This window comes from Nostoc sp. CALU 546, from assembly GCF_048836525.1.
This window is the reverse complement of sequence record NZ_JAWJTF010000024.1, coordinates 80,293-93,008: the sequence shown is the minus strand read 5'-3', so window position 1 is coordinate 93,008 and position 12,716 is coordinate 80,293. Positions and strand designations below refer to the sequence as shown.

Below are 12,716 nucleotides of genomic sequence, written 5' to 3'. Positions count from 1 at the left end.
CCTCATCTCCCCCTGCTCCCCCTGCTCCCTGCTCCCTTCCTTCTTCCCCAGTCCCCAGTCCCCAGTCCCCAGTCCCCACTCCCCACTCCCCACTCCCACCTAATACGGCGGATAAGCAAAATCATCTTCATCAGCATAAACGTAAGAGTTGGAAACTCCTGCCATTGCCAATTTAGGCGTTTCTGATTTTACAGGTTCCTTTCCAAAATCTTTGTATTCTTCAAAAGTCTTACAAATCATTGCAGACTCCAGAGAATCAGAAGCAATTAAGTATTGTGTTAAAGTTCCTACCGTGGGATGTTTGTAATCCACAGTTGAAGCTACCAGAACCGTATTTGGTTCAATACCTCTTTCTTCACACTCAATTATCGGGCAAAAAATACCGTGGGCGTGGAACAAAGGGCCTTTTGGTGTCAAAGGTTGCTTGCGGTAGACGGCATAAGCTTTTTCGAGTTCAGCAACGAATCCACTAACTACTTTGCCTTGTTGATATTCACAGTAGGTTTTGCTGAAACTCGCTCCGGCGGCACCATTAAGAGTTAGTTGTAGTGGTGATTCATGTAAAAACTTTTTATTCTCACCCACTATAAAAATTAGATAGCGAGTAAAGGTTTTAAATTTAAGTTTGTCGGCTAAAAAAGCATCATAATTCTCTTTGAGCGTACCCAGTTTTAGACCACTTTCCCGGTCTTTAACAGACAATGGGCCCCGACGCACTAACACCAAGTTTGGAGTAGTGGTAATAAAGACTGTTTCGACTCCAGAACTAAATTCATGCTCTACCTGCTGCCAATTATCATCTGGCACAAAGCCGACAGCATTAGCATTATCTAGCTTAATCGCCAAACCGTGGGATTGCATCCCATCTGTGCCATACCGAGGATTAATCATCTGACACCAAGGGATGACTTGAGAAGGCGGTGCATTAAATTTCTCGTCTTCAAAGTCGAAATTAGCAGATGCTTTCATCGTTTTAGGCTATCAAAGTGTTTTATTGAACAAGTTTATCGGCAAGGCGCTGATCCTGGAGAACCAGAAGCAGAGCGTTGGTACGAGCGTTACCCGTCCCTTGCGCGTCGCTCTCAAAAGAAGGGCGAAAGTGCCGTCAAACTGGTGTAGTAGTTTTTCCAGATTAAGGCAGAATCAATCTATGTTGCAATTCCTGTTTCGTTTTGTAACAACATATCCTCATCGAAACAGTACTGAGTATCTAGCACTTATTACTCACTGGGGATTCGGTGAACTCATAGCAGCGAGAGTCTTTAAATCAGGCACTTCTAGGTTAGGTTGACTTATTTGCAGATATGTGGTGATATTTCCGCTTTTGTCTGCTCGACGGTTTACCCAAACTGTTGATAGTCCCAGAGATTTGGCTGTAACGATATCGTGATATACGCTAGCAGCAACGTGTAATATCTGCTCTAGCGGCAAATTAATTCTTTGAATAGCCAGTCTGAAGTTGTTTAAGGAGGGCTTATAGCTTTTTGCCTGTTCCGCTGTGATTATCTGGTCAAATTCCACCTGTAAGTGCTTCGCCGAGAAAGCAAAGAGATCGTCATCTACATTTGAGATAATTACCAACTTAAACTTTTGGCTTAAAGCTCTAAGTGCCTCAACTGTATCGGGGAAAGGCAGCCAATGCTGAATCGAATCAGCCAGTGAATTTAGTTCGTCAGTAGTTGGCTCAAAGCCAAATCGCTCACCAAATTTCTGGACTACTCTCTTTAAAACTTCTCGATATTTGAGATATTCTCCTGTTTCCAGTTCTGCTTCAAATTCCGCAAAAATTTTGATAATTTCTTCGTCATCCAGATTAGTGTTATGTACCAGCAGAAGTGGCTTTAGCACCCCTAAAATACCATTTTCCCAATCAATCAAGGTTCCATAACAATCGAAAGTTAAAGTCTTATACTGATTTAATTCAATCACCTTTTTATACTCTAGGGGTTGATCAATGGTGTTCAGTTTTCATAAACCAAAACATGGGTTAACCCATTTGTATTAGCACAGCCCGCCGCAGGCATTGCCACATTTGCTACTCTTAAAGTCTCTAAACATTTCTTCGGTATCAAAGCAGAGTTGAAGTAGGTAGACATTGAAGAAGGCAGGAGGCAGATAGCGCAGCGTTAGCGAGTCCGCGAGCGTCGGGCAGAAAGGAGAAGGTTCAATGTTTTGTAGGGGATTCAACACCGTACTTAATTGGGGCCACGAAACAATAAAATTTGGTGGGATCTTAAACCCAAGTTCGGTTTGGTCACTGGCTCCAGAGCAGAAAACAGTATTCCAACTGAGCCTCCTGCATAGCTGCCCTCTGCCTTCCTTGATAAAGTACCAAACTGTGTGAAGATAAGCAGATAGATTGGCACAATAAAATTAAGGTATCTCAATTAAAGATAAAGTAGGCTAAAACCCTTTATTTTCTTGCTTTCAGCATAGCTGCTTGCTACGTTATTTATAAATTTATAACGACGAATATTTACACCGGACTGCTTTCAGTGTGGGATAATGTTATCCCACAGAGGAAATTATTCCTAAGTATAGTTTGTATGGATATTAAATTTCAGGATACACAAGCGAATACCACTGAAAAATTAAATTCAACTAAACAGCTATTTGATAGCAAGCCAACCGTAGCTTTTTCGGTAGCAGAGGCAGTGGTAAAAATCCTGGGAGATATGGGAGTGCAGTATGCCTTTGGTGTTTCGGGAGGTGCGATCGCTCCAGTGTGGGCTGCATTACATCAAAGTTCCATCCAGGTGTTGCACTTTCGGCATGAAGCTGGAGCAGCTTTTGCAGCCATTGAGGCATATTTTGCTAGCGATCGCCCGGTTGTGGTATTCACTACCACAGGGCCGGGGATCACCAACGCTTTGACAGGATTGTTAGCTGCCCGTTGGGAGGGAGCTAAGGTAATTTTCGTATCAGCTTCGACCTCTTCACCACAGCGTGGTCGATGGGCTTGTCAAGAAACTAGCACTTACACTATGCCTAGCGAAGGGATTTTTACTTCGGGGACGATATTCCATTATGCGACAACCCTCGAATCCAGCGATGAACTTCCAGAGGTTGCTCGAAGAATTGCTCTTGGTCTAGGGCAACCAGGAGGATTCGTAACTCATATAAGTATTCCTACAAATATTCAGACAAGTTCAGTAAAGACATCATTGCCACGAGTAACTCTGTCTCAAGCTGTGGCAACAGCAAGTGAGGAGAAGATAGCTGAATGTGTTCGCTTACTCTCTGAGGAGCCGTTTGCAATCTGGGTGGGCTTCGGGGCACGGGGTGCTGCAAAAGAGATTCGCCAGCTTGCTGAGAGAACAGGGGCTGCCGTAATGTGTTCACCACGAGCTAAGGGTATTTTTCCAGAGGATCATCCTCAGTTTGTAGGCGTTACCGGCTTCGGTGGGCATGAATCTGTTTTCAGGTACATGAGGGAGCAACGTCCAAGGCACATCCTAGTACTAGGAACACGTCTTGGTGAGTTTACCTCATTCTGGAATCCTGAGATGATTCCCAGACAAGGCTTTTTGCATGTTGACATCGACCCCAAAGTTCCAGGAAGTGCATATCCATCTGTTGAGACGTTAGCTATCCACTCCGATGTGAGACTTTTTGTAAAGGCTCTGTTGAGATACTTTCCAGAGAGTCTTAGTATGTTAACAGCCCTGTCTCTACCGAGACCGATACATAATGTAATTCATCCACGTACTAGTGATCTAGTTCTACCTAATATATTGATGAATGAGATTCAACAGGTAATCGTTGAAGGAAGTGATGCATTGGTATTGGCTGAGGGTGGAAACTCATTTGCTTGGGCAATTAACTTCCTGCAATTTGCAAAACCGGGACTTTTTCGCGCCAGCACAGGGTTCTCGGCTATGGGACATACTTGTACTGGTATCGTTGGCGCTGCGCTAGCACGTGGAGGTAAAGCCGTTGCCATTGTTGGAGATGGTGCTATGCTCATGAACAGCGAGGTAAACACTGCGGTAGCCTACCAAATTCCTGCCGTCTGGATTGTACTCAACGACGGGCGTTACAATATGTGCGAACAGGGAATGATGTATGTAGGTTTCAAGGACGTGGATGCAACGATTCCCCAAGCGAATTTCGTCAAGATTGCTCACGGGATGGGAGCCGATGGTATCCGTGTTCAAAGTGAGTGCGAGATCCAAGCAGCGTTAGAAAAAGCGATCGCAGCCACTGGGCCATTTGTGGTTGATGTAATCATAGATCCCACGCAAATAGCACCGGCTCACAGTCGCAATCAAAGCCTAATTTCACAGGGTGCTACCAACTATTAAGATAAGAGAAAATTTTTTATATGGTGCATTCCCCAGTAGGTATTTGCTCAATTGCACTAAGTTTTCCAACTATTAGACGTACCAATAACTATTACGTAGAAAAGTACCCTGACCTAATAGCTCAGGCTGAACAAAAAGGATTGGCAAGGATGTTTTCGCTGACTGGAACCCCTCCAGCTAACGAATTTGATATGGAAATGTTGCCTTATCTCTCAGATCCCTTTCGTGGTACTATTGAGCGCTGGGTGCTGAGTCATGACGAGTCTTCCTTAACCTTGGAGTATCACGCAGCAACAGATGCCTTGAATGCAGCCAAACTTTCTGTTAATGATATTGATTTGATGATTGTGGCCTCAGTTTGGCCTGAACAAATTGGATTTGGCAATGCCGCCTTTCTTGCCCGTAAACTCGGTCTTCTGGGTGCTGCATGGAATCTTGATGCAACCTGTGGGAGTACACCAGTTGTACTTCAAACTGCCTCTGCTTTGGTACGAGCGGGAGAGTATCGTAATGTACTGGTAGTTATTTCATGTTCGTATTCTCGCGTTTTTGACGAGCAAGATACTGTGTCTTGGTTTCTAGGTGATGGTGCTGGAGCCTTTGTAGTCAGTTTACTGGAAGAAAATCAGGGTATTCTTGGTACTAAGACAGTTCATACAGGTGCGCTATGTGAGGTCGTATCTGCTGAACTGACAAAGGATGAACAAGGAAATTCACGAGTCCGTATGCAGACTGGTAAGGGTGCGAAGGCTCTACGCGAAACAGCTGCGGACTTTCTTTCTATATGTTGTGAGGGTGCGATCGCATCTGCTGGTGTAACCTTGGAGCAAATAGACTTTTTTCTTTTCAATACCCCTACTGCTTGGATGACACGCTTCTGCACGCGGCTACTCGGTATTGATCCAGAACGCACGATCAATCTCTACCCCATATATGCAAATATAGGACCAGTACTGACTGTGGCCAATCTGTACCATGCTGCACACTTGGGTAAGATTCACGAAAATGACTTAGTTCTCATTTATGGTTCTGGTGCAGCAGGTGTTGCTTCTGCAAGCGTAATGCGCTGGGGTAATGTGGTGTTAGCCCCTCACCCTCTTGAAAGTTTTAAATTAGCCAAAAAAGCTCTCTAGAAAGGAGCAAGATTCTTTTTAGGGCATCTTTACAAGTTTGAAATTAGACTAAAGAATTAACTATGCAAAGACAAATTATAACAACAGGGTTGTTGCTTTTATCTTTGATATCTCCACTCAAAGTATTAGCAAAAGATTATGACAACATTTATGTCTTTGGAGACAGTTTTTCTGATAGCGGTAATGTATTTAATGCCACTAATGAAATTATTCCACCAAGTCCAACATACTATAATGGGCGTTTTTCTAATGGCCCAAATTGGGTTGATTATCTTGCCTCTGATTTAGGATTAACATTAAATCTGAAAAATAACTTTGCTTTTGGTGGTGCGACTACAGGAAATGAAAATATTGGTTTAGCTACTTTACCAGGATTGCAGCAACAAATAAATAACTTTGTAGCAGCAGAAACTGCCGATCCTAATGCTCTATATATTATTTGGGCTGGTACTAATGACTACCTAAGTTACTTTTTCGATCGTGAGCCAAATCCTAGCAATACAGTAGCAAATTTATCAACAGCTTTGACATCACTTGTTGCTGATGGCGCTAGAGATATCATGGTCGTCAACTTACCAGATTTGGGAAAATCACCGTTTGCAAATTTCACTAGTCAACGTTCAAACTTATTTAGCACACTTAGCAGTGACCATAACTCTAGGTTGAATACAGAACTCCAAGTTTTGAGTCAACAATTAAGTCCCAATATCAACATTATAGAACTGAATCTTAATTCCCTATTTAATAGGATCGTTACTGCTCCAGAGAAATTCGGTTTTACAAACGTTACTAACTCTTGTATTAGCAAAGACTTATCAGTAGTACCTATAGATGTTCCCACACAACAAGTTTTCTGTAACCCTGAAGAATTTTTGTTTTGGGACGAAGTGCATCCTACAACTTCTGCTCATCAGATAATTGGAGAATTAGCATTCTCAGCACTTAAGCCAGTACCAGTACCCGAACCATCTCTTGAATTAGGGATGCTAGGATACAGCATTTTAGGTGCAGTTTCGCTATTGAAAAGCAAAATAACTAATTGAATTAGCAGTTGTTAGCAAGCTGGCTTGACTCTGTATTATAACTCTAATATTAAGTCTTAATTTAATACTCTACTGCTCCTAAAGTTTTTAAAGTATCCTTCTGAGACTCAGTTAACCCACTTATGCTAGTGATATTCATTCCTTCGTAAGGATTTTTACTTTTCAAAGTTTTCAAACATTCACCTGTTTGTACATCCCAAATTTTAATTGTCTCATCTTCACTACAACTGACCACAGTCTGATCATCGGAACTAAAGGTAACTGACCAAACCCATCTAGTATGTCCTAATAAAGTTCTTAAACACCTACCTGTGTTAACGTCCCAAAGCTTAACTGTTTGGTCTCCACTACCACTCGCCAGTATACGACCATCCGAACTAAAAGCAACTGAATATACAGTATTTGTATGGTCTTGCAAACTTCTAAGACATTGACCAGTGCTGATATCCCAGAGTTTAATCGTTTGGTCTCCGCTACCGCTAGCTAACGTATCACCATTTGGGCTAAAAGCAACTGTCCAAACCCATTCGGTATGGCCTTGTAAAGTATAAAGGCTTCTACCAGTGCGAACATCCCAAAGTTTCACTGTTTGGTCATGACTACCACTAGCTAATATATGACTGTTAGGACTGAAGGTAACTGACCATGTTCTACCACTATGTTCTCGTAAAGTATTGAGACATTGACCAGTGGTGATATCCCATATTCTTATTGTTTGGTCATCGCTACCACTGGCCAAAAAATAGCTGTCGGCACTAAAAGTAACTGATGTAACTCGATTACTATGTCCTTTTAATATTTTAAGGCATTTACTAGTACTTAAATCCCATAACCTTACGGTTTGGTCTTCGCTAGCACTAGCAAGGAAGTGAGAATCAGGGCTAAAGCTAACTGATGTAACTCTCCTACCATGTCCCTGTAAAGTTTTGAGACAATTACCAGTAATAGCATCCCACACTGTCACTGTTTGGTCATTACTACCACTGGCAAGAATATTATTATCGGTTGGGCTGACAGCAACTGACCATATCCCATTGTTGTAACCCTGGAAAGTCTTAATGCATCGACCAGTACTGATATTCCATAATTTTACCGTTTGATCATCACTGCTACTAGCACAAATGTTTTGATTTATACATATTGCTAACGACCATACTCTACTTTTGTGTCCTTGTAGAGTTTTAAGGCATTGACCACTCACAAAATCCCATACCCTAACTGTTTGGTCATCACCGCAACTAACAAGAGCGCTACCATCTACACTGAAGGTAACTGAATGTACCAAGTCTGTATGCCCCTGCAAAGTTTTAATACATTTACCAGTACTGGCGTCCCAAAGTTTAACTGTTTGGTCATGGCTGGCGCTAGCTAGTGTATTACCGTCAGGGCTTAAAGTGACTGAGTATACCCGTTGAGTGTGACCCTCTAAGGTGTGAATACATGAACTGCTATTAATATCCCACAGCCTTACCTTATGGTCATCATTTCCACTTGCTAATACATCACCTTTTGGATTAAAGGCAACAGACCATACACTACAACCATTTTCCTGTAAAGTTTTCAGACATTTTCCCGTACTGATATTCCACAACTTCACTGTTTGATCATCACTACCACTAGCAAGAATCTGACCGCCGGGACTAAAAGTGACTGAACGAACCCCACCACTATGACCCTCCAAAGTTTTTAAACACTGACCAGTACTGATATCCCACAGTTTTATTGTTTGGTCATTACTGCCACTGGCAAGAACCTGATCATCGGAACTAAAAGTAACTGACCAAACCCAACCAGCATGACCCTTACAAGTCAGAAGTTGCTGACTATTAGCAACATCGTACAAACGAATTTCTCCATTGGTATCACCAGTAGCTAAAAGTTTACCATTAGGACTAAAAGCTACCGAAAAAATACCACCAAAGGTTTCAACAAAAACAGACTTAGCTAGATGGGCATGAGCAAAATTTGCATTATGCAACTTTACATTCTGCAAGTCGGCTTGCCAAATAGTTAAATAAGAAAAATCATAACCTCTAAGATCAGTTTCTAAATGACAAAGCAAGTTAAAGACATTTCCTGCCGTATAACTTTGTTCTAGAGGAGATATATCTCGTAGGGTTGCTAAAATTTGAGCTAAGTGATACTTTAGGTTTTTTTTACTTCTAAAAGCAGTAAGCAGCCCATCTATAACTGGTTTGATGATAAAGCGAATTTGAGTATCCCTAACATATTCTTTTGCCGTCGCTTTGATCAAAGCTTTGCTCGTGAATAAATCAATATTCTGAGTGACAATCTCCTCACAAACGAGTTCTATCAAGCTACTAGTCACATACTCCATAACCACAGGCTGGAGAGTAAAAAGTGATCCAGTTTTTTCAGTAAGTGTAGGTACAGCCTTATCGATTAGCGATCGCCTTCCTAAAGATTCCAGAGCCTCTAATAATTTCGCTTGTGGTACTGGTGATATAATATCATCTCGCAATTCTGAGAGTGTAATCGACTCCCGATTAATCGCTAGCCAGTACATAATATCCTTTTCTAAATCTGACAAGCGCTCAAACTGCTGCTCTAAAATATCGCGAATGTCTCCAAAAACAGATGTATCTTGTTGCAAAAAGGCAGTCACATTACCATTAAAGATATCTTGAACGGTTGTAGCAACTATCTTCAAGGCTAAAGGATTGCCTGCATAGCGTTCAATCATTACTTTCCATTCATCCTGTGCTGCTGATAACCCTTTGAGTTTCAAGATTTCTTGCCCTTCGAGCATCTTCAAACCACTCAGTAGTAATGAGCGAACTGGTAGTGCTTGTCCTTCCAAGAATGCCACTTCTTTAGGTTTTTCACGACTAGTGAGTACTAAGCAGCTTTGGTGAGTTGCTTCTCCTATCCGTCTTAAAAGCTCACCATATTCCTCATATCCTTCTCGATAAAGTCCGGCGCGGCTACCACTAAGAAGAATTGATTCTGCATTATCAAGGATCACTAAACAGCGATAATTTTGTAAATAATAGAGTAGTCTCGATACCCGATCGCTAAAGCTTTCTGGTAAGTTACCTTCTGTTTCCTGTTCGTCGGATAAAAATTGGATTAGATTACCTAGAATAATTTTAACAGGTGGAGCTTCTCGTAGCGATCGCCAGATCACATACTCAAAGTTGTCCTGAATTTTTTGAGCAAGCCTTACAGACAGTGCGGTTTTACCAATACCTCCTATTCCCAATAGTGTCACCAATTGGCAGTGCTCATTGAGAATCCATTGCTCTAGGGTAGTAAGTTCTTCTGTACGTCCATAAAAAGCTGAGTTAAAGATCGCTTCTCCCCAATTTAGACGAGTATTTGAGCTTGAATAATCACTTTTATCTATTTTTAATTGAAAAGCTGAAAAAAGCTTCTCAATAGTCTGTTTGTCAACACCACCTTCCCGATTCAATACTTTTGAGATGGTAGCGGAATATAACCCAGAGCGCGCACTCATTTCTTCAAGAGTGTACCTGTTTCCAAAGTTTTCCTTTGCTTCTGATTGATGCTTTGCTTCCTTAATTTTTTGTAAACCCTTGGTAGTAAGTGCAACGCCACGCTTGCGTCTCCAATTCTGTAAAGTCATGTATTAACTCACTGTTCGTGTAATCACCTTTGACTAAAAGGAATTATCTACTAGGTTGCTATAGATATGAGGTGATAGCCATAACAAACGAATAATCTCATATTGCAAAGGATTTAAAGCAGGTATATTACCAAAATATTCACAGATGAAAACCACCTTTGGCAATCTATTCATCTCGGTAATTCCACACCGCTTATTCAATAAACAATCTGCTCTGTGAGAGCATTGTTAACATCATCTTTTTAGCCACAACCTTCTTGCACTTGCGTAATGGCAGAGCTACTACGTATGCTTCGTTTTTTTTATACTTTAATTCTTCGGTAATTTATTTGGGGTGTAAGGCTTAAGTTCAATCTTAAAATCTCGATTTTCACTGGTAAAGACAGTTAGGAATTGGCAATCTTGATAAAGAAAGTTTGTATATATCTAGCCTATCAATCAATGAATAAAACTGCTGCACTTAAATTTCCCCGTTTGGCAACCTCCAGTAAAAAAAGAGCGCTTAAGCGAATTACTTTAAACTTGACATCAGATGAAGCTCAGAACCTTGAAAAGTATTGTGAACAGACAGGCAGACCAGCAATAGATGTGATTCGGGAACTCATTCAAGCCTTGCCTTGACTTCACTGTTTCTCTCAAGGGTGAAAAGCCTCAGTCCAGAAGAGTCATAGCTAAAAGTAGAAAGTATTGCAGATTTGGACAAATGTTTTCAACTTTACTTTGACCAGAGTAATTTCAGAGTGGTAATCATAGATTAGACTCTATATATTAGACAGTTACGAATAGATATTTGCTATTTCAATACTGTTGTTTGTTGCGAAAATACTAAAAAACAAGGGTTATAAATTACTCTTTGACCAAAGTGGCGACAGAAAAAGGATAGTCACCAAAGCAAAGAAACAGTCTCTTACTCCTCATTATTGTGCAACTCAATAAGAGGTAATTATATCATCTTTTTTCGGCGTGCTGCGCTCGTTTACTACGGGCGTAGCACGCCTTCACTAAATTCTGACATCTCTCTCAATTATCAGCAGTTAATTTAATACCTCCAATTCAACCAAATTCTAATACTTGTATAGGAATATAACTTGAATGGTGAAAATATACTGAGTCTAAAATCTTTATCCATTAAGGCTTTCATCTGCAAAAGCTTTCATTAATTAAACCAAAGTTTTCTACATTGAGAATGAACCAAGGTGAAATTATAGTTACTCCAAATTCTGCTGCATCTTAATTTGATTTAAACCCGCTTTAGTTCACTTAAATCACTCAATATCCATTTTCATAATGCCCATTTCTATCATTCTGATTAAATTCATAATTGAAGCTTAATTGGAATTAACTTAAAAATAACAATATTGAAGAAGTCCTTAACCTAAATTTGTACTAACTTTAACTCAACCTTTGCTTACGCTGTATGTCTTAGTAAGAAGATTGTGTAGTAACTATGGTAAAATACTGTATTCCAATCGAGTATTAGATGTATTTTTACCATTAACCCAGAGCTAGTAGTCAAATTGGAGGTTCTTGCAAGTTGCTGTTTACTGCATTAAGGATTGGAGATTCATGAAACTGCAAGTAACCCAATTACATATACTCTGAGCCAAATTAACTGAAGCGTAGACACATGAAATGCACACATGCTGCTGGCATAGCGTAAAACTAAGTGTCTACGCTGACAGCATGACATTGCATATTTTCTGTGGAGTTTTCTTAACTATTCTTGAGGAGTAAAAATGCTTGAGGCTATCGCTGTTGCTTGGTTATTACTGTTTGTTGGCGATTTTCTATCTACATTCTTTTACCACGTACCCGAGCACGTTTTTGGTAGCCTTCATTTAAAAACGCACCACTCCTGGAAGAAGGATTTCCGTCACTACGCTATTTTGACTTTTAATCGCCAGGTTCTTTTAGATGGTATCTTGGGAGCTTTGCCTTATGTACTCATAGCAGTAGTCTTATGGTCTTTCTCTCCCATTGGCGTGATTTCTGGATTACTACTTGGTCAGTTTCATGTATGGTGGAGACACATAAGCGTACTGGGTTGGCAAACTCCAAAACCTGTAAATATTTTATGCCAAATTCTATTTATTACTACTCCTGAGAGACACTGGTTACATCATCACAAAACTAATTTAGGTTTCGGTGATATTTTCACCTTCTTTGAACAACCTGCACAAATGTGGTTACGTTGGCTTCGACTGCTTAGAATTCGTTTTCGCTACTCTCGGATCTAACTGAAGCTACCACGTACCTAAATACTTTTTAAAAATACCAAAAGAAGCTGCGATCGCAGCTTCTTTTGGTACAATAAAAGGGATTATTTCAGTGTCAAAAATGCGCTCAACTACATACTAAAAAAAGCTGATTACCAATTTCCGAGTAGTAGCAATAAGAAAGATTAATTGATTATAATTTAAACCTATATAGCAATCTGATAGCGAAGCGGTAGCGAGTCTTGTCTACGACACGCTACGCGAACGAGCGTCTTTGATTTATGAATGACTCATAGAGGTAAGGGACTGGGGATTGGGGATTGGGGACTGGGGACTGGAAAGAAGGAATAAAGGTGTACTGAGTTTTTTTCAAAAATCAAATATGAGTCCTATAGGAATCCGCTTTGATTTCT

At 40.6% G+C, this 12,716-nt stretch carries 9 protein-coding genes; 5 read left to right on the top strand and 4 right to left on the bottom strand.

Going from position 1 to position 12,716, the window contains the following annotated elements:
- Positions 1 to 99: 99 nt before the first annotated feature.
- Together RRG12_RS14800 and RRG12_RS14795 are read right to left on the bottom strand one after the other, a co-directional pair.
- Complete coding sequence (locus tag RRG12_RS14800; protein ID WP_069073730.1) at positions 100 to 969, bottom strand: DUF5895 domain-containing protein; 870 nt, start codon at positions 967 to 969, stop codon at positions 100 to 102.
- A gap of 255 nt (positions 970 to 1,224) precedes the next feature.
- The gene (locus tag RRG12_RS14795; RefSeq protein ID WP_420759809.1) at positions 1,225 to 1,929 is read right to left on the bottom strand and encodes a haloacid dehalogenase type II; all 705 of its coding nucleotides are present in this window, start codon (positions 1,927 to 1,929) and stop codon (positions 1,225 to 1,227) included.
- A gap of 617 nt (positions 1,930 to 2,546) precedes the next feature.
- Between RRG12_RS14795 and RRG12_RS14790 the strand changes: the two genes are divergently transcribed.
- From RRG12_RS14790 to RRG12_RS14780, 3 genes are all read left to right on the top strand, one after another.
- Positions 2,547 to 4,304: a ScyA-related TPP-binding enzyme gene (locus RRG12_RS14790; protein WP_420759808.1), complete on the top strand. Its 1,758-nt coding sequence runs from the start codon at positions 2,547 to 2,549 to the stop codon at positions 4,302 to 4,304.
- Positions 4,305 to 4,324: 20 nt separating this feature from the next.
- Complete coding sequence (locus RRG12_RS14785) at positions 4,325 to 5,437, top strand: 3-oxoacyl-ACP synthase III family protein (protein WP_420759807.1); 1,113 nt, start codon at positions 4,325 to 4,327, stop codon at positions 5,435 to 5,437.
- 62 nt (positions 5,438 to 5,499) lie between these two features.
- The gene (locus RRG12_RS14780) at positions 5,500 to 6,480 is read left to right on the top strand and encodes an SGNH/GDSL hydrolase family protein (protein ID WP_420759806.1); all 981 of its coding nucleotides are present in this window, start codon (positions 5,500 to 5,502) and stop codon (positions 6,478 to 6,480) included.
- Between the two features lie 61 nt (positions 6,481 to 6,541).
- Here the strand turns inward: RRG12_RS14780 and RRG12_RS14775 are convergent, their stop codons facing one another.
- Positions 6,542 to 10,087 (bottom strand): NB-ARC domain-containing protein, encoded by a 3,546-nt coding sequence (locus tag RRG12_RS14775; protein ID WP_420759805.1) that lies wholly within the window; start codon positions 10,085 to 10,087, stop codon positions 6,542 to 6,544.
- A 33-nt stretch (positions 10,088 to 10,120) separates the two neighbouring features.
- Positions 10,121 to 10,261: a hypothetical protein gene (locus RRG12_RS14770; protein ID WP_176727169.1), complete on the bottom strand. Its 141-nt coding sequence runs from the start codon at positions 10,259 to 10,261 to the stop codon at positions 10,121 to 10,123.
- Positions 10,262 to 10,528: 267 nt separating this feature from the next.
- Between RRG12_RS14770 and RRG12_RS14765 the strand changes: the two genes are divergently transcribed.
- Positions 10,529 to 10,708 (top strand): CopG family transcriptional regulator, encoded by a 180-nt coding sequence (locus tag RRG12_RS14765; protein ID WP_069073736.1) that lies wholly within the window; start codon positions 10,529 to 10,531, stop codon positions 10,706 to 10,708.
- Positions 10,709 to 11,823: 1,115 nt separating this feature from the next.
- Positions 11,824 to 12,324: a sterol desaturase family protein gene (locus RRG12_RS14760; RefSeq protein WP_069073737.1), complete on the top strand. Its 501-nt coding sequence runs from the start codon at positions 11,824 to 11,826 to the stop codon at positions 12,322 to 12,324.
- Positions 12,325 to 12,716 lie beyond the last annotated feature (392 nt).

Excerpts from the sequence above, each read along its gene's own strand:
- RRG12_RS14800 (WP_069073730.1), bottom strand. The coding sequence starts at position 969 with ATGAAAGCATCTGCTAATTTCGACTTTGAAGACGAGAAATTTAATGCA.
- RRG12_RS14790 (WP_420759808.1), top strand. The coding sequence starts at position 2,547 with ATGGATATTAAATTTCAGGATACACAAGCGAATACCACTGAAAAATTA.
- RRG12_RS14785 (WP_420759807.1), top strand. The coding sequence starts at position 4,325 with ATGGTGCATTCCCCAGTAGGTATTTGCTCAATTGCACTAAGTTTTCCA.
- RRG12_RS14780 (WP_420759806.1), top strand. The coding sequence starts at position 5,500 with ATGCAAAGACAAATTATAACAACAGGGTTGTTGCTTTTATCTTTGATA.
- RRG12_RS14775 (WP_420759805.1), bottom strand. The coding sequence starts at position 10,087 with ATGACTTTACAGAATTGGAGACGCAAGCGTGGCGTTGCACTTACTACC.
- RRG12_RS14770 (WP_176727169.1), bottom strand. The coding sequence starts at position 10,261 with ATGAATAGATTGCCAAAGGTGGTTTTCATCTGTGAATATTTTGGTAAT.
- RRG12_RS14765 (WP_069073736.1), top strand. The coding sequence starts at position 10,529 with ATGAATAAAACTGCTGCACTTAAATTTCCCCGTTTGGCAACCTCCAGT.
- RRG12_RS14760 (WP_069073737.1), top strand. The coding sequence starts at position 11,824 with ATGCTTGAGGCTATCGCTGTTGCTTGGTTATTACTGTTTGTTGGCGAT.